This window comes from Parabacteroides sp. An277 (assembly GCF_002159645.1).
Lineage (GTDB): Bacteria > Bacteroidota > Bacteroidia > Bacteroidales > Tannerellaceae > Parabacteroides.
Genome location: NZ_NFJB01000013.1, coordinates 1 through 25,164, shown reverse-complemented (window position 1 = coordinate 25,164; position 25,164 = coordinate 1). Strand labels below are relative to the sequence as shown.

24 protein-coding genes are annotated in these 25,164 nt (G+C 47.6%); 7 read left to right on the top strand and 17 right to left on the bottom strand.

The annotated features are described in order from the left end of the window. Position 1: 1 nt before the first annotated feature. The 6 genes from cobS (at position 2) to B5F77_RS06750 (ending at position 3,872) form a co-directional block, all read left to right on the top strand. A complete protein-coding gene (cobS, locus tag B5F77_RS06775; RefSeq protein WP_087329274.1) occupies positions 2 to 751 on the top strand; it encodes an adenosylcobinamide-GDP ribazoletransferase in 750 nt (249 codons plus the stop codon). A 314-nt stretch (positions 752 to 1,065) separates the two neighbouring features. Next, a complete protein-coding gene (locus tag B5F77_RS06770; RefSeq protein WP_087329272.1) occupies positions 1,066 to 1,812 on the top strand; it encodes an HU family DNA-binding protein in 747 nt (248 codons plus the stop codon). Beyond that, on the top strand, positions 1,812 to 2,342 hold the full coding sequence (gene cobC, locus B5F77_RS06765) for an alpha-ribazole phosphatase (protein WP_087329381.1): 531 nt from the start codon (positions 1,812 to 1,814) through the stop codon (positions 2,340 to 2,342). Before B5F77_RS06770 ends, cobC begins: the two co-directional genes overlap by 1 nt. Positions 2,343 to 2,373: 31 nt before the next feature. Beyond that, a complete protein-coding gene (locus B5F77_RS06760; protein ID WP_087329270.1) occupies positions 2,374 to 2,928 on the top strand; it encodes an RNA polymerase sigma factor in 555 nt (184 codons plus the stop codon). A 49-nt stretch (positions 2,929 to 2,977) separates the two neighbouring features. Next, positions 2,978 to 3,382 carry a hypothetical protein gene (locus B5F77_RS06755; RefSeq protein WP_087329268.1) on the top strand — a complete coding sequence of 135 codons (405 nt, stop codon included), beginning with the start codon at positions 2,978 to 2,980 and terminating at the stop codon, positions 3,380 to 3,382. A gap of 34 nt (positions 3,383 to 3,416) precedes the next feature. Next, positions 3,417 to 3,872 carry a hypothetical protein gene (locus tag B5F77_RS06750; protein WP_087329267.1) on the top strand — a complete coding sequence of 152 codons (456 nt, stop codon included), beginning with the start codon at positions 3,417 to 3,419 and terminating at the stop codon, positions 3,870 to 3,872. 93 nt (positions 3,873 to 3,965) lie between these two features. On the opposite strand, the gene mazG is transcribed toward B5F77_RS06750, so the two are convergent. From mazG to B5F77_RS06715, 7 genes are all read right to left on the bottom strand, one after another. After that, the gene (mazG, locus tag B5F77_RS06745; protein ID WP_087329265.1) at positions 3,966 to 4,754 is read right to left on the bottom strand and encodes a nucleoside triphosphate pyrophosphohydrolase; all 789 of its coding nucleotides are present in this window, start codon (positions 4,752 to 4,754) and stop codon (positions 3,966 to 3,968) included. 56 nt (positions 4,755 to 4,810) lie between these two features. After that, the gene (locus tag B5F77_RS06740; protein ID WP_087329263.1) at positions 4,811 to 6,868 is read right to left on the bottom strand and encodes a cytochrome c biogenesis protein CcdA; all 2,058 of its coding nucleotides are present in this window, start codon (positions 6,866 to 6,868) and stop codon (positions 4,811 to 4,813) included. 13 nt (positions 6,869 to 6,881) lie between these two features. Next, on the bottom strand, positions 6,882 to 7,802 hold the full coding sequence (locus B5F77_RS06735; RefSeq protein ID WP_087329261.1) for an RluA family pseudouridine synthase: 921 nt from the start codon (positions 7,800 to 7,802) through the stop codon (positions 6,882 to 6,884). Between the two features lie 28 nt (positions 7,803 to 7,830). Next, positions 7,831 to 8,067, bottom strand: a complete 237-nt coding sequence (locus B5F77_RS06730) for a hypothetical protein (protein ID WP_087329259.1) — start codon at positions 8,065 to 8,067, stop codon at positions 7,831 to 7,833. Further along, positions 8,064 to 8,450 carry a hypothetical protein gene (locus B5F77_RS06725; RefSeq protein ID WP_087329257.1) on the bottom strand — a complete coding sequence of 129 codons (387 nt, stop codon included), beginning with the start codon at positions 8,448 to 8,450 and terminating at the stop codon, positions 8,064 to 8,066. Before B5F77_RS06725 ends, B5F77_RS06730 begins: the two co-directional genes overlap by 4 nt. A gap of 60 nt (positions 8,451 to 8,510) precedes the next feature. Continuing rightward, positions 8,511 to 9,269 carry a DUF6261 family protein gene (locus B5F77_RS06720; RefSeq protein ID WP_087329255.1) on the bottom strand — a complete coding sequence of 253 codons (759 nt, stop codon included), beginning with the start codon at positions 9,267 to 9,269 and terminating at the stop codon, positions 8,511 to 8,513. A gap of 462 nt (positions 9,270 to 9,731) precedes the next feature. Continuing rightward, the gene (locus B5F77_RS06715) at positions 9,732 to 10,115 is read right to left on the bottom strand and encodes a VOC family protein (protein WP_087329253.1); all 384 of its coding nucleotides are present in this window, start codon (positions 10,113 to 10,115) and stop codon (positions 9,732 to 9,734) included. A 154-nt stretch (positions 10,116 to 10,269) separates the two neighbouring features. Here B5F77_RS06715 and B5F77_RS06710 point away from each other — a divergent pair, with 154 nt between their 5' ends. Next, positions 10,270 to 11,466: a C1 family peptidase gene (locus B5F77_RS06710; protein ID WP_087329251.1), complete on the top strand. Its 1,197-nt coding sequence runs from the start codon at positions 10,270 to 10,272 to the stop codon at positions 11,464 to 11,466. A 79-nt stretch (positions 11,467 to 11,545) separates the two neighbouring features. Here the strand turns inward: B5F77_RS06710 and B5F77_RS06705 are convergent, their stop codons facing one another. The 10 genes from B5F77_RS06705 to B5F77_RS06660 all read right to left on the bottom strand — a co-directional run bounded on the left by B5F77_RS06705 (position 11,546) and on the right by B5F77_RS06660 (position 24,934). Next, positions 11,546 to 12,124 carry an LUD domain-containing protein gene (locus tag B5F77_RS06705; RefSeq protein WP_087329249.1) on the bottom strand — a complete coding sequence of 193 codons (579 nt, stop codon included), beginning with the start codon at positions 12,122 to 12,124 and terminating at the stop codon, positions 11,546 to 11,548. Beyond that, positions 12,121 to 13,488: a lactate utilization protein B gene (locus B5F77_RS06700; protein ID WP_087329247.1), complete on the bottom strand. Its 1,368-nt coding sequence runs from the start codon at positions 13,486 to 13,488 to the stop codon at positions 12,121 to 12,123. Before B5F77_RS06700 ends, B5F77_RS06705 begins: the two co-directional genes overlap by 4 nt. Next, entirely contained in the window at positions 13,485 to 14,225 is a 741-nt protein-coding gene (locus tag B5F77_RS06695) for a (Fe-S)-binding protein (protein ID WP_087329245.1), read from the bottom strand. The genes B5F77_RS06700 and B5F77_RS06695 overlap by 4 nt, the downstream gene beginning before the upstream one ends. Before the next feature lie 133 nt (positions 14,226 to 14,358). Beyond that, positions 14,359 to 14,937, bottom strand: a complete 579-nt coding sequence (locus tag B5F77_RS06690; protein WP_087329243.1) for a Crp/Fnr family transcriptional regulator — start codon at positions 14,935 to 14,937, stop codon at positions 14,359 to 14,361. 15 nt (positions 14,938 to 14,952) lie between these two features. After that, positions 14,953 to 18,177 carry a carbamoyl-phosphate synthase (glutamine-hydrolyzing) large subunit gene (gene carB, locus B5F77_RS06685; protein ID WP_087329241.1) on the bottom strand — a complete coding sequence of 1,075 codons (3,225 nt, stop codon included), beginning with the start codon at positions 18,175 to 18,177 and terminating at the stop codon, positions 14,953 to 14,955. 171 nt (positions 18,178 to 18,348) lie between these two features. After that, the gene (gene carA, locus B5F77_RS06680; protein ID WP_087329239.1) at positions 18,349 to 19,482 is read right to left on the bottom strand and encodes a glutamine-hydrolyzing carbamoyl-phosphate synthase small subunit; all 1,134 of its coding nucleotides are present in this window, start codon (positions 19,480 to 19,482) and stop codon (positions 18,349 to 18,351) included. A 45-nt stretch (positions 19,483 to 19,527) separates the two neighbouring features. Then, the gene (locus B5F77_RS06675) at positions 19,528 to 21,408 is read right to left on the bottom strand and encodes an amidophosphoribosyltransferase (protein WP_087329237.1); all 1,881 of its coding nucleotides are present in this window, start codon (positions 21,406 to 21,408) and stop codon (positions 19,528 to 19,530) included. Positions 21,409 to 21,531: 123 nt separating this feature from the next. Then, a complete protein-coding gene (locus tag B5F77_RS06670) occupies positions 21,532 to 22,347 on the bottom strand; it encodes a purine nucleoside phosphorylase I, inosine and guanosine-specific (protein WP_087329235.1) in 816 nt (271 codons plus the stop codon). Positions 22,348 to 22,359: 12 nt separating this feature from the next. Continuing rightward, positions 22,360 to 23,622, bottom strand: coding sequence for an amidohydrolase (locus tag B5F77_RS06665; protein ID WP_087329233.1), 1,263 nt, complete (start codon positions 23,620 to 23,622; stop codon positions 22,360 to 22,362). Positions 23,623 to 23,626: 4 nt separating this feature from the next. Continuing rightward, positions 23,627 to 24,934, bottom strand: a complete 1,308-nt coding sequence (locus tag B5F77_RS06660; RefSeq protein WP_087329231.1) for a DEAD/DEAH box helicase — start codon at positions 24,932 to 24,934, stop codon at positions 23,627 to 23,629. Positions 24,935 to 25,164: the final 230 nt, after the last annotated feature.

The window sequence follows — 25,164 nt, the reverse complement described above, 5'->3', positions numbered from 1 at the left end:
CATGGTACGCATCCTTGCAGCCCTCACCTTCTTCACCCGCCTCCCCTTCTGGCGTCTGCTCGACATCCCGGCCGATGCCTATCGGAATATCGTTGCCTACTGGCCGCTGACGGGCTGGCTCACGGCCGGGGTAGGCGTGTTTGTGCTCTATGCCGCCTCCCTCTACCTCCCGCCCGCCGTGGCCCTGCTCTTGGCTATGGCTTCGCGCCTGGTGCTGACCGGCTGCCTGCATGAAGACGGCCTGGCCGATTGCTGCGACGCATTCGGAGGCGGGGCGAAAGACCGTACGCGCATCCTCGCTATCATGAAGGACTCGCGCATAGGCAGTTACGGCGTCATTGGGCTCCTCTTCTACTTCGCCCTCTATTTCGCCCTGCTCCACAGCCTGCCCATCGAGGCAGCCGGCATGGCGATGCTCGTCGCCGACCCGCTGGCAAAGGGAGCCGCCTCCCAAATCATCAACGCCCTGCCCTATGCCCGGACGGCGGCCGAGTCGAAGAGCCACATGGTCTACAGCCGGATGAGCCGCCGCGAAATCCTCCTCAGCTTCGCCGCCGCGCTGGCCTCGCTCGTATGGCTCCCCTCGCCCATCTACCTGCTGGCCGTGCCCGTCCCCTACCTCGCCTCGCTCCTCCTCTTCCGCTTCTATAAGCAAAAAATACAAGGCTATACGGGCGACTGTTGCGGTGCCACCTTCCTCCTTTCGGAGCTTGCCTTCCTCCTGGCGTATGTCGGCGTGGGGCAATGGTAAAGTTAATAGATTCAAAATCGACATTTTTTTGACCTAACTGTTTGTGCGATTAAAATAAATCGCTAAATTTGTAGGCGACGAAAGTAACAGAGTTATTAACCATCTTTGACAGGCTGGAAGAGGCGGGTCGACACAACTAAAGCGACACAGTAAATGTTAAGAAAGTTAAGTCCGACACTTAACTCAGTTAAGTCCGACAGTTAACTTAGTTAAGTCCGACAGTTAACTTAGTTAAGTCCGACAGTTAACTTAGTTAAGTCCGACACTTAACTTGGCTCGCTCTAAATGTTAATCAAAGATAAATTCTACCTGATATGGGATTTTATAAGAAGAAACAGCAAAAGGTGAACGGACTATGGTATCCGCAGTCCGTATTGTCGGGCAGTCCTGTCTCGACGGAACGCATTGCTATCCGCCTATCTGACATGTCTACGGTCAGCCGCGCGGATGTAATGGCGGTAATGGGAAATTTGGCTGGTGTCATGGCAGACTATATGGCATTAGGCAAAAGTGTGAAATTGGACGGACTGGGGACGTTCTACTATACGGCGATCTCGGAAGGAAAAGGTGTCGCTACGCCGGAAGAGGTCAATGCGAATCAGATAACAGGTGTACGTGTGCGCTTCATTCCGGAGACAAAGCGTATGGATGGGAACCGACGCACCTACCGCTCGCTTACCGACATCGAAATCGAATGGAACGAATGGAATGGGGAAGAAAAGGTAAATGAAGCAGAAATCACTTCGGGTACGGATGGTGCCACAGGTGGGAAGAAAGGTCCTGCGAAGCGGGGGAGCCAGTACCTGCTGTACGGAAAGAATATCATGCTTTGGGACGAAGCGGGGGAACCGGGCGGAGTGGTCCGGCTAATCAATAGCAATGAAGAGCCGGAAGAGATTACGGAATTTGCGGTCAACACGCGAGACTTTGTTGTGTTTACCGTACCGGATTACCTTACGGAAGGAGCCTATACCCTGGAACTGGAGACCTACTACAGCCCGAAAGGACTACGGACGGAACCCATCGTGATAGAAGCCCCCTTTAAATTGAACCTGACATGATGGAAATCTATCTGGTAAGGCATACCTCGGTGGAGGTACCGCGCGGGACGGCATACGGGCAAACCGATGTCTCCCTGCGCGATACCTTCCCTGAGGAGGCCGAAAAGGTAAAGCAACAACTTACCGGACTGACCTTCGACAGAGTCTACACCAGTCCCCTGAGCCGGTGTGTCCGACTGGCTACCTATTGCGGATACCCCGATGCCACACCCGACAATCGACTGCGTGAGCTCCACTTCGGCGACTGGGAAATGAAGACATGGGACGAAATCCAAACCGACACCCGCTCCCAGACATGGTGGAACGACTGGATAAACACCCCCACCCCCGGAGGTGAGTCCTTCCGGCAAGAATATGACCGCCTCGCTGATTTCCTGGAGGAGAAACAGCAACAAGATGCCCAAAGGATATGCCTCTTCACCCATGGAGGGATACTCTCGGCTGCCCGAATCTATACAGGAGATATCCCCTTTAGTGAAGCCTTCCGACAAGTTCTGCCCTACGGGACGGTACTCCGTATACAAATTTGATGTATCTTTGCCGACGATAAACGTAAGACAGATGCTATTCAATTCAGAACAAAGGGAAATTGCCCTGCAGCTACAAGACCCAGCTACCCGCCGAGAGGCCTTCACAAAGGTAGTCTCTCTCTACGGAGAGAAGCTCTATTGGCAGATACGAAAGATGGTACTGAGTCACGACGATGCAGATGATCTCCTACAGAACACCTTCCTGAAAGCATGGAACAACCTGGATTACTTCCGAGGAGAAGCGAAGATATCGACTTGGCTATTCAAGATAGCTATCAATGAGTGCATCACGTTTCTCAACAAGCAACGAGCACAAAACCATATCTCCATCGATGACACTGACGTATTTCTCCTCGAACAACTCCGAAGCGATTCCTATTTCTCCGGCGATGAAATACAACTAAAACTACAAGAAGCTATCCTCCGTCTCCCTGAGAAACAACGATTAGTGTTTAACATGAAATACTTCGACGATATGAAATATGATGAAATGTCCGAAATATTAGGAACGTCAGTAGGTGCACTAAAAGCCTCTTACCATTATGCCGTTAAAAAGATTGAAGAATATTTGACGAGAGACATTTAAACCTTTGTACCTACTGGAAGTCATACATAATATAAAAAACATTATCACAATGAAAACAGACGAAAATAAATTGAAGAAAATTACACAAGAAAATCCATTTCGTGTACCTGAAGGTTATATGGAAGGATTGACTTCTCAAATTATGAAACAAATTCCAGAAATAGAAAAGCCCGAAGCTGAATCTATTTCGTGGATAGAACGTCTTCGTCCGTTCATTTATTTAGCGGCAATGTTTGCCGGATTAGGTCTGTTTTTTCGAGCTGTTACTTTTTTAGACGATGCTGATAACACATTTGCAACAGATACGTTACTGGTTAGCTCTAATACACCAGATTTTTCGTTAGGAATTACCTCTAATGAAGCGCTTTCTGATGATGATGAAGAATACTTAGATTATTTAGAAAATCAATATACAGCAGCATTAATTCAAGATGAACTAAATTCGGAACCATAAAAACTAATTATTAACACTTTTTAATTTGCTAAATATGATACATAAAATAATTATTCCTATCTTTGCAGTGGTTTTGATAAACTCATTCACGGAGGTGAATGCTCAAAAGCCCCAAGAGCAAAAATTTTTTGACCGGGAGGCTTTCGAATCAAAAAGAAATGCTTTTATTACGGCAGAAGTAGGGTTAACACCTGAAGAAGCTGCTTCTTTTATTCCTTTATGTAATGAAATGCAAAAAAAGAAATTTGAAGCAGGTAAAGAATGTCGGAAAAGAGATCGTGAAATTCGAAAGGCTAAAGAAATTGGAGACCAAATGTATAAAGATGTCTTGGATATTTGTTTAGAATCCCGAATAAAGGAAGCTGAGATTGAGAAAGAATATTATACTAAATTTCAAACAATCTTGAGTCCTCACAAAATTTATAAGTACAGATGTGCTGAAATGAAGTTTGCTCGGCTTTTTGTAAAAGAGCGTAATAAAAAGAAATAACTATATCATTATTTGTGTTTTTTGTTTAGATTTAGTTTTGGCGTTTAATTTTTAGGGAGGGGTAGCGACGTGATGTCGGTTCCCCTTTTGCTTTTATAAACCTTTCCGTTTTGCTTCATTCCACAATTGATCCATTTCTTTCAAACTCATATCCTTTAAAGAAAGACCACGTTCATGAGCTTGCTCTTCCAAATAATTGAAACGGCGAATAAATTTTTGGTTTGTGCGTTCCAAAGCATTATCCGGATTGATTTTATATAGACGGGCAGCATTAATCAAACTAAAGAAGAAATCTCCAAATTCGGCTTCCATTTTATCGGCATCCTTTTTATTGATTTCGACTTCCAATTCATTTAATTCCTCTTTTACTTTACTCCATACTTGTTCACGTTCCTCCCAATCAAACCCGACATTTCGAACTTTATCTTGAATGCGATAGGCTTTTATGAGCGAAGGTAAAGAAGCTGGAACACCAGCCAATACTGTCTTATTACCGCCTTTTTCTTTCAATTTCAACTGTTCCCAATTTTGCTCTACCCTGGTTGCCGTATCTGCTTCGGTAGTTCCAAACACATGTGGATGACGGTATATCAATTTCTCACATAAGCTGTCACATACGTCTTTGATATCAAAAGCACCCTTTTCATCACCTATTTTAGCATAAAAAACAATGTGCAACAGCAAATCTCCTAATTCCTTTTTTATGTTTACATTATCTTCATGCATCAAGGCTTCACTCAGTTCATATGTTTCTTCAATCGTATTAGCCCGTAAACTTTCATTCGTTTGTTTCCGGTCCCACGGACATTTCACACGCAATTCATCCAACACATCCAGCAAACGACCGAATGCTTCCATTTTTTCTTCTTTCGTACTATTCATATGTAATCTAATTTATAAATAAAAGAGGCATGGAAAAATATCCATGCCCCTGTTTTTCATTTGTTTTTAAATACATTCAATCCATTTTCCAGGAAACGGACATATTTTGAAACATCTTCATCAAATGCATACGACGGACCTAATGGTTTGCCATCACCATCTAACATGACATAGAAGGGCTGCGCATTGGCTCCGAATTTACTCCTTTGCAAATAGCTCCACTTATCACCTATGGTTCTCAACGTACGCGTTTTCCCGTTCTCTTCTATCTGAATAGGTGCTGGGAGTTTTGTTTTGTCATCCACCATCAAAGTAATTAGCACAAAATCATTCTCCAAGAGATCTTTCACCCGAGCATCAGTCCAAACCGAAGCTTCCATCTTACGGCAATTCACACAACCATAACCTGAGAAATCAATCATAACAGGTTTATTATGCTGTTTTGCATATGCCATACCCGCTTCATAGTCATCAAAAGCCGCATGAACCTCATCATCATACAAACTAAAATCTTGCGTGTACAACGGAGGTGCAAAAGCACTGATTGCTTTTAGCGGTGCTCCCCAAAGTCCCGGCATCATATACACTGAAAAAGCAAACGATATAATGGCCATAAACAACCGAGGAACCGATACGTATTTCAACTCACTATCATGGCTAAACTTGAGCTTACCTAACAGATAACAACCCAACAAAGCAAAGATAACTATCCAAAGTACCAAGAATACCTCGCGGTCCAACAAACGCCATCCATACGCCAAATCAGCTACGGAAAGGAATTTCAATGCCAAAGCCAACTCCAAGAAACCCAATACCACTTTCACGGAATTCAACCACCCACCTGATTTCGGCATACTTTGCAACATATTCGGGAAGATAGCAAACAGGCTAAACGGTATTGATAAAGCCAATGCGAAACCGAACATCCCGATAGCCGGTCCCACTGTAGCTCCCATTGTAGCAGCTTGTACCAATAAAGTACCAATAATAGGACCCGTACAAGAGAACGATACCAACACCAACGTAAATGCCATAAAGAAGATGCTGATGATTCCGGTCGTCGAATCGGCCTTCATATCTAACTTATTTGTCCATGAAGCTGGCAATACTATTTCAAAGGCTCCCAAGAAAGAAACTGCAAACAATACCAACAAAAGGAAGAATAGGATATTAAATACCGCGTTCGTCGATAGATCGTTCAGGGCGCTCGCGCCAAAGATTCCGGTAATCAGCAAGCCCAATACCAAATAAATCACAATAATCGAAATACCATACATCACCGCATCGCGAATGGCTTTCTTTCTATCTTTCGTCCGCTTTAAGAAGAAACTGACTGTCATTGGTATCATCGGCCAAACGCAAGGAGTCAGCAATGCAATCAAACCACCCAAGAACCCAGCCAGAAAGATAAATAACCAACTTGTATCTGTCGCGGTAACAGTTGTATCGCCAAATGCCTTCAATTCATCAATTACAGGACTCCACAAACCCGATATCTCCTCTTTAGCCAAAGTGGCCGGTTGCTTTTCTTCTGGGGCCTTGACAAGGACCGTTTGGACTATCGGTGTATTCGTTTCCGATTCCGCCTGGATTTCCGTCGGATTCTCGTTATTTTCCGAAGGGTTTCCGCTTAGGAATGCCAAGGTCTTTTCCACATCTATATGCGTACGGTCGAACGAGAACTCTTCCTTTTCGGGAGGTAAGCAATTCTCGTCATTGCAAGCCATATATTCTACATATCCGGCTACTTCCAAGTGTTTCGGATCGGTCACTTCTATCTTCTGCGAAAAGGTAACACTTCCAGCGAACCAACGAAGTTCCATTTGGAATAACTCGTCGAACACCGTGGTCGGTGTTTGGGAAACCACCGGACTTCCGACGGCCTTCGCCCCTTCCAGCGTCTCGAACACAAAGGAAGTCGAAATGGGTCCGCCCTCCGGCAGGTTCATGTCATACAAATGCCAACCATCATCGAGCGTAGCCGTAAAGACCAGCGTTTTCTCCGCCGTAGCCGAATCTTCCAACTTCACGTTCCACTTCACGGGCGTCAATATCTGCGCCTGCATGGCCAACACGATAAAGGTCAGCCAACCAATCAAAAAGAGTTTTTTCATATCCTTTATTCAATTACCAGTTTTTACTTACCAACGATTTAAACGCATCCGGTATGCGCGTATCAAAACGCATCTCTTCGCCCGTCTCCGGATGGATAAAATTCAAACGCTGGGCGTGGAGCATCAGCCGGCCGGTCGGGTCGGTCTCTGCGCCATATTTCGAATCACCCGCTATCGGATGCCCGATGTATTCCATTTGGGCACGGATCTGGTTCTTGCGCCCGGTCTCCAAATCCAGTTCGAGCAGCGAATATTTCCCGTTCGATCGCAACATTTCATAACGTGTGATGGCTTCTTTCCCACCACTTTCGACCACATAAACACGTGCTTCGGCATTTTCCTTCAAGTTCGTAGTCAAGATATCCCGCTCCTTTTCAGGCGTTCCTTCCACCACTGCCACGTAGGTACGCTTCGTAATCATTTCGTTCCAATGGCTTTGCATCTTTTCCTGCACAGCCCGCGTCTTGGCAAACATCATCAGACCGGACGTATCGCGGTCCAAACGGTGCAACACAAATATTTTGCTACGCGGGTCGTTCTTCTTCACATAATCGCTCAAGATATGGAAGGCGGTACGCTCGTGCACTTTCGCGGTCGAGACCGAAAGCAATCCTTCGCGCTTGTTCACCACCAGGATGAAGTCATCCTCGTAAACAATACGCAGCAACTGGTTGTTGAACGGGATTTTACGGCGCACGTAACTAATCGTCACCACATCGCCCGGCTGCAAGGCCACGTCGAAATGCGTCGTAACTGCATCGTTTACCAAGATTTGCCCCCGACTCAAGAGTTGCTTCACGGACGTGCGGCTCTGCTCCTTCAACGTTTCAAACAAAAAGGGGAGCAACGTGTTCTCCTCCTTCACCTGTATATTCCGACCGCGCGGCGCCGATTCCGGTCGGTATTTCCGCGGAGTGTTTTTGTTGTTCTTCATCTTCTATTTTATTTTTACCTTAAATATGTCATCCCCCATATATTTCAAAGAAATCCCTTTTCTTCAAATGCAATGCCCTAAGCGCATTTTTAATAATAAATTCTGGAACAGGACTCACATGCGTTTGCAATATGATAGGCCGTTCCAAATCTTTACGCGTCCATTTCTCATGTCCACCTTCTACAGACACTTTCTTGCAACCTGCTTTTTCAAGAAATATTCGAAAATCAGCTAATGGTACATTACTTAGCTTCTGTGTATTCATGCTAATTCAGGAATTGTCAGTTGCTCCGTATACTTAGCATAATCCTTATGCTCCATGATGTCCTTAAACGCTGGATTCCGCTTCAACAATGTGACCACATCCGGCGATTTAATCTTCCGTTGCTTCATGCTTTTGATATTCCACCCCAACCGCTGCAAATCCTTCACAAGCGTATGCTTATGAAGACAATAATCCAGATATTGCCGCATGACTTCTGCAAACGATAACTTCGCTTCCCTTTCGTCATAACCATATCCCGACAAATCCAACGCAGGGCAATAGGTGATAAACACATTGTCCTCTTTAAACAAGTAAACGCCCAGCATGACGCTTATCTTTGCCATGCCCGTCTCATAGGCTGCTTTGAAAGAATGGGTTTCCATTGTAATCTTTTACGTTTCGCGACGCAAATATAACGACAATCTCGCCATCTTTCAAATAAATCAGACGTTTCTTTCGTTTTTGCCGGGCGATTCCCCCTTGGGTGCCCCCTTGCCGCGCTGGAGGGTGATGAGCCGATACATTTCGGCCATCGCGTCTACCGTGTCTACAAATGTGCGGACGGCATCGGTGGGGAGCACCAGCGCGCGGGCATTGACCGTCCGCACGATGCCTTCGTAAAGGCGGGTCAATTCACGGCGCACGTCGCGCGTTTGGATGTCGCCCAACCGCGATATCTCGCCATACTCCGCTATCCGCCCGTCGAACGCCTCCTCGAAGCCCGCCTGCGCCGAACGCAAGGCCTCCACCTCGTCTGCCAACCCTAGCCGCGCCACGGCCGCCGCGTTTTCCGGCTCGTCTAACATGGAAAGTATCCCGCGCACCTCCGACGAGAGCCGGGTGTACTCGTGCTTCCAAGCACCATAATAGCCAGACAGTTGCGCGTGGAGCCGCAGGGCTGCTTTCCGCGCTTCGGGGACGTTGGAGGTCCGGTAGGCATACACCACCCGGTGGATGACGCCCATCGAGTTCACCCGCTTCCGGTCCCATTCCTTCAGCCGCCGGGTAGCCACCAACGCGCGCGGACGGGGAACGAGCGAAGAGAGTAACGCCGCCTGCCGCGCGTAGGCCGGCCATTGGTCCGCGATGCCGAGCGCCTCGGGTGTCAGCTCGCCGATGAGGTGGACCACCTCGCCGTGATAGTGCGCGCACGAGCCCGCCGTCATGCGCGACATGCCGAATAGTCTAATCTGCTTTGCCATCGTCTTTTTTCCTCCTAATCTATGTAACGTGGCTCAAAGATAGTGATTTTTGGGCTCGCCTACCCTTATCCGCACCTCTCTTTTATATGTTTTTAAGGCAATTGAGTACACAATTTTATTTTATGCTATTAAATCTATTGGAATTGAGTACTCAATCAGGATAAATACCATAAATTTCGTATGGATTGAGTAGTCAATTTATATCAACATGTATGCGTTTATAGTGATTGAGTAGTCAATTTATACAAACGCAAGCGAATTCATATAGATTGGATAGTCAATAGCTATAAAATCAGCATAAGAGAAGATAAAGCGCGTGATAGGCGGGAGAAAATCGACATAGATTCTCCTGCCGTTCAAGATATTTGCCCTAAAAAAGCCCCGGCCGGCCCTGCGGAGGGCGAACGGAGCTTTGAAAAAGAGGGAAAGGGAGACAGGGAGCCACCCCGCCGGGCATCCGGTCTACTCGGTCAATTCAATCAGGTTGTTCTCCGGACCGAGGATGCCACTTTCATAAAAGCCATCGCCCGTCACACGCGGACCGCTCACCACGGCGTATCCCGCCTCGCGTAACGCGGCCGTCAATTCGTCGACCCGCTCGCGGCTTCCCAGGCTAAAAGCCAAATGGATATAACCCGTCTGGAGCAAAGCCTTCTCCCGGTCGTCCAAGTCGGGACGCGTCATGATTTCCAGCCGAGCCCCGCCCTCGAACGAGAGGAAATAACTCTTCAATCCGGTACGCGGATTATGGTACATCTCGTTGGAAACCGCCCCGAAGAAGCGGATAAAAAAGAGGCGCACGGCCTCCAAGTCGTTCACATACATGGCCACATGTTCAATCTTCATAAAATAGATGTTTTTGGGGGTTTGCGGCACAAATTTAAGGAAAAACAGCCTGCCGCAAATGCTTTTTCCATGAATATCTCGTCGAAAAGATGGTAAATCCAAACCAATTTTGTACTTTTGCCCATCGTTTGATTAAAAATTAATAATTATACGCATGAGAAAAACAGTAGTAGCAGCCTTAGCGCTGGCATTAGCGATGTCGTCGGCCTACGCCAAAGACAACAAGCAGAAAGAAGAAGGGTACGTGTTTACGCCCGTGAAAGAGTTGAAAATCACTCCAGTGAAAAACCAGAACAGAAGCGGCACGTGCTGGAGCTTCTCCTCCATCGCCTTCCTGGAATCCGAATTGCTCCGCATGGGGAAGGGCGAATACGATTTGTCGGAAATGTTCATCGTCAGCATGAACTATAAAGACAAGGCCGAGAAATTTGTCCGCCTGCATGGTATTTTGAATTACGCCCAAGGAGGTTCCTTCTCCGACGTGCTGATGGCCTGGAAAGAGTATGGTATTGTGCCGGAATCGGTGATGAACGGATTGCAGTATGGCGAAGACATGCACGTGCATGGCGAAGTGGAATCCCTCTCTCGCGCTTACCTCGACGCTGTCGTGAAGAACCCGAACCGCAAGCTCTCGACAGCTTGGAAGAAGGGTTTTGATGGTATTATCGACGCCTATCTGGGCGAAGTGCCAGAGAAATTTACCTACAATGGAAAGGAATATACTCCGAAGAGCTTTGCTGCCGAACTGGGCATCAACCCGGATGATTATGTATCGCTGACTTCCTACATGCATCATCCGTTCTATACGCAATTCGCGCTGGAAATCCAAGACAACTGGCGTTGGGCTACGTCTTACAACTTGCCTATCGACGAACTGATGCAGGTATTCGACAATGCCATCAATACGGGTTATACGATTGCCTGGGGTTCCGACGTGAGCGAAAAGGGCTTCACCCGCAACGGTATCGGCGTCATGCCAGACATCGAATCTTTGGAACGAAGCGGCTCAGACCAAGACCATTGGCTCGGATTGAGCACTTCAGAGAAAGAGGCCGAAATTAAGAAAATGATGGAAAAGCCCTGCCAGGAAATCGAAGTGACACAAGAGATGCGCCAAGCCGCATACGACAACTACGAGACGACCGACGACCACGGCATGCAAATCTACGGTATCGCCAAAGACCAAACGGGCAAGAAGTTCTACATGGTCAAGAACTCGTGGGGCACAGACAACAAGTATAAAGGGACTTGGTACGTATCGGAAACGTTCGTGAAGTATAAGACCATGAACATCGTGGTACACAAAGATGCGCTCCCCCAAGCCATCAAGGATAAATTAGGCATCAAATAAACCGCATATTTTTCGTCCATATAAAAACGGCGAGGCTTGTTCTTCGGAACAGCCCCGCCTTCTTATTTTACATTCAGATTTACTTCAAAATGACAGTCACGCGAATCGGACCGTGCGCCCCAAAGACCAACGCCTGCTCAATGTCGGCCGTCTTCGAAGGACCAGACATGAAGACACCATAATCATAGTCCGCCTCGGCAAGACGACGATAAGCCTCATTCATGTTGTTCACCAATTCGTTTCTATCCAACAAAATCACCAGCGCATTCGGAATAAAAAACACGGCCTTGTGTTTCGTTTGCTTGGGAAGCCATACCGCAGCATTCTCGGCCACGCCAAACAAGCCCTTCACGACAGCCAAGTCGGTGCCATTCAGCTCACGCGGGTCTTGCAACTCATCTGGATTGAACGTCGCACATCCAATTTCCTGCAAATTCGAAGCAATACGCTTCGCATCCGGATAATAGGAACGAATAACCTCGTCCCATGTCTCATCCGGCCGGAGCAGATGCGCCTCGCCCCCACCCGCCTTCAGCTGTTCGACAAACGAATGGACTTTATCTTCATACGTGATAGCATCCAACGTCAAATCGGGCATTTCATAACGAGTCCTTGTGTGCTGCCGGATGCGTGCCAATATCTCCTCTTTACTACTCATTTCACTTTATTTTTCTTCCACATATCATTAAACGATTCTTTCGCAAAGGCAGGCAATTCACGCCCTTTTCCCCACGCATTAGCGGCATTATAGACCATAAAACGGGGCAAATGATTGACAATCGGGGCAAATTTCAACGCCATATTGAACACGACAGGACGCTCCATCAAATATTTCATCCCAGCCGACATGAGTTTCTTCTCTGGATTTGCCCGCCCAATATCATCCAACTTCTGTCGCCACTTGTAGATTTGCTCTCCCAAATCAACCTTGGCCGGACACACATTTGAACAGGAAAGACACAACGAGCAAGCCGACACATTATCTGCAAACTGCTTCGGATTGCGCAACATACCCAAATTAATGCCAATTGGCCCAGGAATAAAATAGGTATAAGAATAACCGCCTGTCCGACGATATACCGGGCAGGTGTTCATACACTCCCCACAACGAATGCAATTCAGCGTCTTTACATGATCCGCATCAGCCAAAATATCGCTTCGCCCATTGTCTACAATAATGATATGAAATTCGCTTCCTTTCGGCGGACGACGATAATGAGACGTATAAGAAGTTATCGGTTGCCCAGTACCCGAACGCGCCAACAGACGCGTAAATACACCCAACGCCTCGCGGTCAGGAACAATCTTTTCCATACCAAACGTGGCTATATGCACCTTCGGGAAAGAGGTACCCATATCGGCATTCCCTTCGTTCGTACATACAACAATTTCACCCGTCGATGCCACCGCGAAATTGGCACCCGTCATGGCTACATCGGCCTGGAGGAATTGATCGCGCAAATGGCGGCGCATGGCATGAGTCAAATAAGTCGGATCATAATTTCCCGGCTCTGTACCCAACTTCTCTTCCATCATCCGACCGATTGCTTGTCGCTTCACATGGATGGCAGGCAAAACAATATGACTAGGTTTGAGTCCCATGAGTTGAAGAATCCGTTCACCCAAGTCGCTTTCAACCACATCAATACCTCTCAAGAAAAGAAATGGCGACATCTCACACTCTTCCGTCAGCATCGATTTGCTCTTGATAAGACGCTTTGCTCCCTGTTGTTTAAGAATATCATAAACGATGCGATTATGCTCCTCCGCATCTTTCGCCCAATGCACAATTGCCCCATTAGCCGTCGCTTGTCTTTCAAACTCCTCCAATAATGTATCCAAGTGCGAATTAGAATACATCTTAATGGCCGAAGCCAAATCGCGAAGCCGTTCCCATTCCGGCAACAAACGACTTTGTTTATCCCGCTTGGCACGAACCATCCACAATGTCTCATCGTGCCATTTCTCTTGTGCCTCGTCCGCAATGAAACGGGCACCTGCTATCGCATGTTTCGTACTCATAAGCCAGCCGCTAAAATTTGAACAATATGAATCGTTTGGATAGGAAGATGTTCCCGATTAATAACACCTTGCATATGCATTAGACAGGAACTATCGGCACCCGTAATATATTCAGCACCCGTGCTTAGATGGTCGTGTACCTTGTCTTTTCCCATACAAACGGAAACTTCAGGCTCTTCTATCGAAAACATACCTCCGAAACCACAGCATTCGTCCACACGCTTAGGTTCAAACACCTCAATACCCTTCACCAGATTCAACAAATCCCGCAACTTAGAATAATAAGGAATATTCCGTTCACTAGGCGACGAAAGAAACAATTCGCGCACGCCATGGCAACTGTTATGCAAACTCACCTTATGTGGGAACTCTGCCTGTAATTGCGTCGGTTTCACCACATCATGCAGAAATTCACATATGTCATATATCTTCTCACTATTTTGGCACACATGGCCTGCATTTTCTAAAATATGTAGATGATTCTCTTTCACAAACGCCACACAACTGGCAGAAGGCCCCACTACATATTCATACGTTGCAAACAACTCTTCCATACGGAGTGCCAAACGCGTCGCTTCTTCTTCAAAACCAGCATTCGCCATTGGTTGCCCACAGCAAGTCTGGTCTAATGGGTAATCTACATCAAGCCCCAACGATTTCAGCAATTTAAAAGCAGCTACCCCCACTTCGGGATAAACAGCATTCACGTAACACGGTATAAATAAACCTATCTTCATCTCTATTAATTACATCATTCCAATATTTTATCCTAACATGAAACGACCCTTCCAAGAATCAAAACAAAAGCTCGGAAACCTCGCTCCCGACGAAAAATACTTCCTCGAGAGAAACGTCCCTGAGCTTCCAATTTCAAACGATGTTGGCACGCACACGGCTCAACGTCTCCGGCGTCATAAGCAAAAAAGAGGCGATATACGAGAGTGGTGCACGGCGAATAATTTCAGGCTTCGACTTCATCAAACGATTATACCGTTCGTGTGCTGACTCGAACCGAAACATATCCATCTTCTTTTGAGAAAGAATCAACGAATTTTCCAATAATCCACGATACACTTTCTCTATCTCATAACATTCAGAAGCCAAGTGAAGCAGAGGATCATGCGGAATGCCATAAATTACACAATTTTCCAACGCCTCAACCACCAAATGCGAAGGTTTTTGCCGCAAAAAACTTTCGATACAAATGAAAACATCATCCTCACAACAAAAATGTTCCGTCAGCTCTTTGCCGTTCTTATAATAATATTGACGCACAATCCCCTGGTGGACATATCCCATTTGCGTACAAATTTCCCCTTCATCAAGGAAATTCTGACCTTTTTTCACCTCTGTTCGAACTAAAATAGAGGCAAGCATTTCCAGAGACTTTTTACTTATTGGCGTCGTCTGGTCTGCCAACTTTTGTGCAATATACAATGGTGTTTCCATGCTTTTACTTTATAATTATTTATATTCTTGCCAACTTTTAATCTTAATATCGTCCATCGTTAATGTACAAAACGCATGGATAAAAGCACTTGCCAAACGTGCGTTCGTAATCAACGGAATATTCAAATCAATAGCTGCACGTCGAATCTTGTAACCGTTTGTCAACTCGCCTGCCGAAAGGTCGCGCGGGATATTGACCACCATGTCAATTTTCTTTTCGTGCAACAATTGCAGAGCTTGTGGTTCCTTACCTTCCTCGCTCGGCCAATACACCAGCGTACTGGGCACGCCATTCTCTTCCAAGAAACGGTAAGTGCCGCCCGTAGCGTAAAGATTGTATCCTTTTTCAGCCAACAATTTCGCCGCATCCAACATTGCCACCTTCTGTTTAGCCGTACCAGTTGAGAGAAGTATATTTTTTTCCGGTATGCGTTGTCCGACTGAAAGCATACTCTTCAAGATTGCCTCCGAAACATCATCGCCAATACAACCCACTTCTCCCGTTGAAGCCATATCCACACCTAATACCGGATCGGCCTTCTGCAAACGATTGAACGAGAACTGCGACGCCTTGATACCAACATAATCCAAATCAAACTCATTCTTGCTGGGCTTCTCAACTGGTAATCCTAACATAATGCGTGTAGCCAGTTCAATAAAGTTAATCTTCAAAACCTTGCTTACGAATGGGAAGCTACGCGATGCACGCAGGTTACATTCAATTACTTTTATCTCGTTCCCCTTTGCTAAGTATTGAATATTGAACGGACCTGAGATATTCAGTTCTTTCGCAATTTGTTTACTAATCTTCTTGATGCGGCGTACCGTCTCAACATACAACTTCTGCGCCGGGAATTGAATGGTAGCATCGCCCGAATGGACACCAGCAAACTCAATATGTTCGCTAATGGCATACATGATAATCTCACCATCTTTCGCCACGGCATCCATCTCGACCTCCTTACATTGCTCGATGAACTGGCTCACCACTACCGGATGTTTCTTCGACACGTTCGCTGCCAATTCAAGGAAGCGCACCAGCTCGTCTTGGTTGGAGCAGACATTCATCGCCGCACCACTCAATACATAACTTGGACGAACCAAAACAGGGAAACCTACCTCGCGCACGAACTCATTGATATCTTCCATTGACGAAAGTTCCTTCCAACGCGGTTGGTCCACGCCGATACGATCCAGCATCGCCGAGAACTTCTCACGGTCTTCCGCATTATCGATGCTCTTTGCCGAAGTTCCCAATATATGAATATGTTGCGCATCCAAACGCATGGCAAGATTATTCGGGATCTGTCCTCCTGTCGACACAATCACGCCGTGCGGAGCTTCTAATTCAAGAATGTCCATCACACGCTCAAAAGTCAACTCATCGAAATAGAGGCGGTCGCACATGTCGTAATCTGTCGAAACCGTCTCCGGATTGTAATTAATCATGACGGAACGCCATCCCTCCTTGCGAATTGTGTTCAACGCTTGCACACCGCACCAATCAAACTCAACCGACGAGCCGATACGATAAGCGCCCGAACCCAAAACGACTACAGATTTTCCATCATTTTCGTACTCAATATCGTTTGAAATACCGCTATAGGTCAAATACAGATAATTGGTTTGCGCTGGGTATTCTGCCGCCAAGGTATCTATCTGTTTCACCACCGGAACGATGCCACGATACTTACGGTCTTGGCGCACCTGCAGGATAGCCTTCTCCGTATCGTCCATCTTTTCTTTAAACAATGCACGGGCTATCTGGAAATCTGAGAATCCCTGCACCTTGGCGCGACGCATCAACTCGTCCGACACCTCCGATATCTTGCTGCATGCCTCCAGCTCATTAGCTGTACGAATAATACCGTAAAGTTTCTGGAGAAACCATTTATCAATCTTCGTCAAATCGTGAATCTGGTCGATGGTATATCCTGCTCGGAACGCCTTCGAGATGACAAAGATACGACGATCGGTCGGTTCGCGCAATGCCTTGTCGATGTCCGGCAATACCAATTCCTTGTTCTCCACAAAACCGTGCATTCCTTGGCCAATCATGCGGAGCCCCTTCTGGATAGCCTCTTCGAACGTACGTCCTATCGCCATGACCTCGCCTACCGACTTCATACTCGAACCCAACTCACGCGCTACGCCGTGGAATTTACCCAAGTCCCAACGCGGAATCTTACAAACCACATAGTCCAAAGCCGGTTCAAAAAAGGCACTCGTGGTCTTCGTCACCGAGTTCTTCAAATCAAACAACCCGTAGCCCAAACCTAATTTAGCAGCCACGAATGCCAAGGGGTAACCCGTTGCCTTCGAAGCCAAAGCCGACGAACGCGAAAGACGGGCATTCACTTCAATCACGCGGTAATCTTCGCTTTCCGGGTCGTAGGCATATTGCACGTTACATTCGCCCACAATCCCGATGTGGCGGATAATGCGGATAGCCAGCTCACGGAGCTTATGGTAATCCGTATTACTCAATGTCTGCGAAGGCGCGATAACGATACTTTCACCCGTATGGATACCCAGCGGGTCGAAGTTCTCCATGTTACATACCGTGATGCAATTGTCGAACCGGTCGCGTACCACCTCATACTCTACCTCTTTCCATCCCTTCAAGCTCTTCTCGACCAATACCTGCGGAGAGAATGAAAAGGCTTTCTCGGCCAATGCGTTCAGTTCCTCTTCGTTGTCGCAGAAACCTGAACCCAGTCCGCCTAAAGCATACGCGGCGCGGATAATCACCGGATAGCCCAGCTCGGCAGCCGCCCGGCGGGCATCCTCTATCGTCTCGACCGCTTCGCTCTTGATGGTCTTTACATTAATTTCATCCAACTTCTTGACGAACAACTCGCGGTCTTCGGTATCCATGATGGCCTGCACCGGCGTCCCCAACACGCGCACCCGGTACTTCTCCAACACGCCACTCTGGTACAACGCCACACCGCAATTCAACGCCGTCTGCCCGCCAAACGCCAACAGGATGCCGTCGGGACGTTCTTTCTCAATCACCTTCTCCACAAAGAAGGGCGTGACCGGAAGGAAATAAACCGTATCCGCTACCCCTTCAGAGGTCTGCACCGTCGCAATGTTCGGGTTAATCAACACCGTCTCAATGCCTTCCTCCTTAATGGCTTTCAAGGCTTGCGAACCGGAATAGTCGAACTCTCCCGCCTCACCTATCTTCAATGCGCCTGAACCTAATATCAGGACTTTCTTTATTTCTTCTTTCATTTCGTATTGTCTTTTCTTGATTCTTAATGTTCTTTTTCTTTAGGCCGGCATCCCGCCTTTCTTTGTAGGGGAACCTTCCCTTAAAGCTTAGGGAAGCCTTCCCTTAACCCGTAGGGAGACCTTCCCTTAAGGCTTAGGGAGACCTTCCCTCAATCCGTAGGGAACCGTTCCCTAAAGCATCCCGATAAATTTATCGAATATCAACGCCTCCGTGTCCGTAGGTCCGCCGCACGCTTCGGGGTGGAACTGAGATGAGAAGAAGGGTTTCGTCTTATGGCGGATACCTTCGTTCGAGCCATCGTTCATATTCACGAACAGCGGTTCCCAATCTTCGCCCAACGTCGCGCTATCCACGGCATATCCATGGTTTTGCGAAGTGATGAAACATTGGTTCGTCCCGACCATGCGCACGGGCTGGTTATGGCTTCGATGTCCATATTTCAACTTATAGATGGTCGCGCCTCCCGCCTTGGCAAGCAATTGGTTACCCATACAAATACCGCATATCGGACGATTTCCTTCCAGCGCCTTACGGATATTCACGACAGCCTCTTCACACGTGTCTGGGTCACCTGGTCCATTGGAGAGAAACAACCCATCATACGCCAAGGGATTGAAATCATAATTCCAGGGAACCCGCACTACTTCTACGCCCCGCGTCAAGAGGCAACGGATGATATTCGTCTTCACACCGCAATCTACCAGCACCACCCGTTTCTTATTCGCCAACAGAGAATTAAGTTCCGCAACCGGAGTTGAAACAGCATAAGAACGAACCGTATCATTCGCATACACGATGATTTCCTTGCATGAAACCTTATCTACATAGTTAACATCCTCGTAATTGTCCATTGTCAATTGTGAATTGTCCATTGCATCAAACACGATACGTCCCATCATCACGCCATGTTCACGGAGTTTCTTTGTCAGGGCACGCGTATCAATGCCTGTGATACCTGGAATCTGCTCGCGTTTCAACCAATCCCCTAAGCTCTCTACGGCGTTCCAATGACTATATTCCGCAGAATAATCGCTCACAATAATAGCTTCTGCATGAATCTTTTCACTTTCCATATAGCGTGGCAAACCATTCTCGGCAAGCGAAAAAGGCGGAACGCCATAATTACCAATCAAAGGATAAGTCAAGACCATCAATTGCCCCGCATACGAAGGATCTGTAAGGCTTTCCGGATATCCCGTCATAGCCGTATTAAACACCACTTCGCCCGCTACAGGCTTCTCGTAGCCGAACGACTTCCCGTAGAAGGCCGTCCCGTCGTCGAGTATAAGAGTTACGTTTCTCATCTTTATATATAAGTATCGTTATAGTTGTTCTTTTACCTTTTATTTTTAATGCAAATAGACATGCTCCATATAATCAATGAAAGCACGGTTCACCATCCTTACGCCGCCCGGTGTCGGGTAATCGCCTGAAAAATACCAATCGCCCGGATGATTCGGACAAGAAGCATGGAGTCCGTCGAGCGTCTGATAGACGATTTCAACCTTCGCGTTTGTCCCTACGGGCGTCAAGAGCGTGACCATCTTATCCGATATTTCCTTATCAGTGAAGGGGGCATACACCTCTTTCACATAATTAATGTCCGCCCTATGTTCAGCCTCTTGCTTCTTTGCTTTCTGATAAGCCGACATCAAGATGCCTTCCAACCCCCTGTCTTTCAAAAGAGCTACGGCGGCACGGAAAGCGATGAACTCGTCCATGTGCGACATATCAATACCATAATAATCCGGATAACGTACCTGGGGCGAAGAGGATACGATGACTATCTTCTTCGGGTGCAAGCGGTCGAGGATACCGATAATACTCTGCTTCAATGTCGTTCCCCGCACAATGCTATCATCTATCACCACCAGATTATCCTTGAAGGGAACAATGCTTCCATACGTCACGTCATACACATGTGCCGCCAAATCATTCCGACTATTGCCTTCTGCTATGAACGTACGCAGTTTAATATCCTTAATAGCGACCTTTTCCGTCCGCACGCGCATCGAGAGTATCTTTTCCAATTCGAATTCTTCGAGCAGATGACTCCGGTCTGCTATCCATTCCTTTTTCAATCGATTCAAATACTCGTTCAATCCCTCTTGCATACCATAATAAGCCACTTCCGCCGTATTTGGAATAAAAGAGAATACCGTATGATTCAAATCATTGTCTACAGCACGGAGCACTGCAGGTACCAACGTCTCTCCCAGCTTCTTGCGTTCGCGATAAATATCCACATCGCTACCTCGCGAGAAATAGATACGCTCGAACGAGCAGGATTTGTTTTCCTTTTCGGCCACGATTTGTTCCGTCCGTACTTTACCTGCTTTACTTACAAATAGGGCTTCGCCTCTCCCTAACTCGTGAATATCTTGTGCATGCACGTTCATCACCGTTTGGATAACCGGTCTTTCGGAGGCCAATACCACGATTTCCTCATCTTGATAATAGAATGCCGGACGAATCCCCCAAGGGTCTCGTACGCTAAACATCTCGCCGCTACCGGTAATACCGCATATCACAAAACCGCCATCCCACGTGGGCACGCAACGTTTCAATACATCGCCCAAATCAATCCGGTCTTCAATGGCATGCGTGATATCCATGCCCCGGAGCCCCTCTGCCTCGCATTGCTCGAAAAGATGTTCCACCACACGATCCAGCCGATGCCCTACCTGTTCAAGCATAATATACGTATCGGCATACTTACGCGGATGTTGTCCGTCAGCTGTGATTTGTTTGAAAATCTCTTCTACATTTGTCAAATTGAAATTACCGCAAAGCGCCAAATTACGAGCACGCCAATTATTGCGGCGAAGGAAAGGATGCACATAAGAAATACCCGATTTGCCAGTTGTACTATAACGAAGATGCCCCATGTAAAGCTCTCCGGCAAAGGGAAGGTTGGCTTTCGCATAAAAGGGGTCGTTTAGTTCGTTGGGAGATAAATCCCGGTAATGTGCGTGAACGGCAGAAAATATCTCGGTGATGGCACCCGTTCCCAATGCCCTCTCGCGAAACATATATTCCTCGCCTGCTTCAGCTTCGAGCTTCACGCAAGCTAATCCGGCGCCTTCCTGCCCGCGGTTGTGCTGCTTTTCCATCATGAGGTAGAGCTTGTTCAGCCCATACATCCACGTACCATATTTCTCGTGATAATACTCTAATGGCTTGAGCAACCGAACCATGGCGACGCCACATTCGTGCTTTAATACTTCCATTTTATATGAGGTCTTGTATTCCGCGTACAAAGGTACGGATTTTTCCCGGATTTATGCCTATATTCGTTTCCGATTCTCGTTATATTTGTTTTCGTTTATGCCTATGTTTTTTTCGAAACTCCTTTATGCCATCCGCGCAATAAGCGAAGCGAAGAGTTGAGACATTTGCCCGGCGGCCCGGTTGGCAGCTTCGATGACGTCGTTCGCATCGTTTACGAAATCATCGGCAAAATGATATCCTTCGTTCGTTATCACCGACATACCGAATACGCGAATGCCACAATGGCGCGCCACAATGACTTCCGGCACGGTACTCATCCCTATGGCATCGCCCCCCACTTTACCATAAAAAGCATATTCGGCAGGAGTTTCGTAAGAGGGACCGGTAAGTCCGACATACACCCCTTTTTTTACTGGAATATGTTTTTCGGAAGCAATGATTTCCATCAAATGAATCCATTCGCGGTCGTACGCACGGGTCATATCTGGAAAGCGAGTCCCGAAGCGTTCGTCGTTCGGACCTATGAGCGGATTGGGCATCATATTAATATGGTCTCGAATAATCATCAAATCTCCCACCTTGAAAGAGGTATTGATGCCTCCTGCGGCATTCGAGACAAGCAAGTTCTTTATTCCTAAGAGCTTCATGACACGCACCGGAAAGGTCACTTGCTCCATCGTGTACCCTTCGTAATAATGGAAACGGCCCTGCATCGCTACGATTGGTTTTCCACCCAATTTTCCGCATATCCAATTGCCTTTATGCCCTGAAGCCGTCGAACGGACAAAATGCGGAATCTCTGCGTAAGGAATCACTATCGGCTCTTCGATTTGCTCCGCCAACGAACCCAGTCCGCTACCTAAGATAATGGCCGTCTCCGGCTTCCCTTTCATACACGCGGCCAAGTAAGCGGCCGTCTCTGCATAGTTGTTGTTCATTTCTTTCCTTTTTTATCGTCTTATTAAATCGTAAGCCAGACGGGCGGTTTTCTCTAAGATTTCCTCTTCGCCTGGGACTTTCCTATTTTCCATCACAATCTTCCCATTGCACAGTACCGTATCGATACAACTTCCATTGGCTGCATATACCAAGTTCGACGTGAAATTGAAATTCGGCACGAAAGCAGGTTGCTTCAAGTCGACCAAACAAAGGTCGGCCAAACGTCCTGCCTCGATACGTCCGGCATCTAATCCTAATATATCCGCTCCGACAGACGTAGCCGCTTCGAATACCTCTTGTGCTGTTAATACTTCCGGGTCTTTACGCCAAGCCTTCCCGACAAGGGCAGCCAATTTCATCGCCTCCACCATATCCAGATTATTCGATGAAGAACAACCGTCCGTACCCAAGCCCACCTGAATCCCGGCACGCTTCATCTCGACGAAGGGGAAGCGGAAACCCGATGCCAATTTCAGGTTAGACGCCGGATTGTGGATTACCTTCACCCCATGGTCTGCCAACATCCGTATCTCGTCCTCGTCGATATAAATACCATGGGCAATGACTAATTGCGGCGAAAGGACTCCTAATTTATAAAGGTAACGCACGGGCGTAAACCCGAACTTCTCGACTGCGCCACGCACCTCCTCTTCCGTCTCGGCCAAGTGGAGATGAATCCGAACTTTCCGTTCGCGCGCAAAAGCATGTATCCATTGCAACAACTCGCCGGATACCGTATAAATGGCATGGGGGCCTACTGCATATTGTACACGCGAGCCATAATCATCCGACACGCGGTAAAGCCGCTCGCACTCCTCCTTGCACTTCTCGGTCAGCACGGGGTCGAAGCGATCAAAGCAACAAGCCGAAAGGTATCCACGGATACCCATCTCGCTTACCGCGTCGGCCGTAGCCCGGAAGCGTTGGTACATGTCGAGAAAGGCCGTCGTCCCGGATTTAATCATTTCCAAGCAAGCAAGCTTCGAACCCCAATAGACGTCCTCGGCACGCATCTTGGCTTCATTTGGCCAGATCTTCTCTTCCAACCAAGGCATCAGCTTCATATCGTCGGCATAACCGCGGAAGAGCGTCATAGCGGCATGCGTATGGCCATTTACGAGACCGGGGATGACGGCTTTGTCCGTCCCATCAATGACTTTGTCCGCCTGCACATCCAATTGTTCACCGATTTGCCGGATACGTTCCTTCTCGATATAGATATCCACTGGGCGCATATCCAGCTGCACATTCTTTATCAGTATCTTATTGATCATATCTTCAACTATATTTGGCTTGTTTGTTTTTAATTTTTTCCTGTCGGATACGCGCCAGCAGGTTCTTTTTGCATCCCCGGCGCACGGCAACCAAAGCACACGACTCGAACACGTCAATCCGCCCGACCTCTTCCGGCGCCAATCCGCCCTTCTGGCAAAGAAAGCCCACAATATCACCCCGGCTCAGTTTATCCCGTTTTCCTTTGTTTATCAGCAACGTCTCCCAGGCAGCCGGTTTCGGCACACGAGTTTTGTCGGGCAAAAAGAACTCAGGCAAGGAAGCAGGGACATAGTCCGGCATCGACTCAATCGGGTTGAGCAAGAGATAGGCCGTACCGGTTGCGTGCATGCGGGCGGTCCGTCCGTTGCGATGCACGAATGCCTCCTGGTTCAGCGGCAAATGGTAATGAATCACGTGGCGCACTTCCGGAATATCCAATCCACGTGCTGCCAAGTCGGTGGTAAGGAATACGGCTGTACTTCCATTCGCCAAACGCGCCAAGCGTTGCTCGCGTTCCGGCTGTTCCAACCCGCCATGAAAACAAACAGCCTCCACCTGTTTCTGCCGGAGGTAATCGCCCACGCGTTCGACCGACTCACGGTAATTGCAAAACACGAGCGCCGGTTCGCCTTGCAGCTCGCCCAGTAATTTATATAAAGTATCCAGTTTGTCGATTTCCGGAGAATGCACCGTAAAGAGTTTCAATCCGCGCGGCTTATCCTCCAAGAACGAAAGTTCCAACGGACGGCGCAGCCCGACAAATTCCGGTATCTCGATAGCTGCCGTGGCCGATGTCAGCACCCGCCGACGTATCCCCGGCATCTGCTCCAATAGGCGCTTCATTTCCGGCACGAATTTCATCTCCAGCGATTTGTCGAATTCGTCTAAAATAACCGTATGCACGCTGCGCATATCCACATCGCCGCGCTCCAAGTGGTCCAGCAAACGCCCTGGCGTCCCAATCAGCAAGGCAGGCGACTGCGCCAAACTCCGTTTCTCGGTTTGGAAAGGATGCCCGCCATAGCAGCAAGTCACTTTCAAACCCGTCCCCATCGCACGGAACACCCGCTCTATTTGCAACGCCAACTCGCGAGACGGCGTAACGACCAGCACCTGCACGCGCCCCGTGTCTTGCAACTCCGGAAGCAGGGGCAAGAGGAATGCCAGCGTTTTACCCGAACCGGTGGGGCTGAGCAGCAGCATATCGCGCGCCGTCCCCGCCTCCAGTGCCGCCTGTTGCATCGCGTTCAGTTGTTGGATGCCCAGCCGCCCCAGGGCTTGCGTTATTTTATCTTGTTTTAAATCCTCCATATTCTATTTTTATCTTTTCCTTCTTTTTTCTTTGTTCACATGATTCTTTGCGTTCAAGGATATTTCTATTCCTTGTTCACATGATTCCATAAGTTCAAAGATTTTTCTATTCCTTGTTCACATGATTCCATGAGTTCAAAGATTTTTCTATTCCTTGTTCACATGGTTCCATGAGTTCAAAGATTTTTCTATTCCTTGTTCACATGGTTCCATAAGTTCAAAGAATTTCC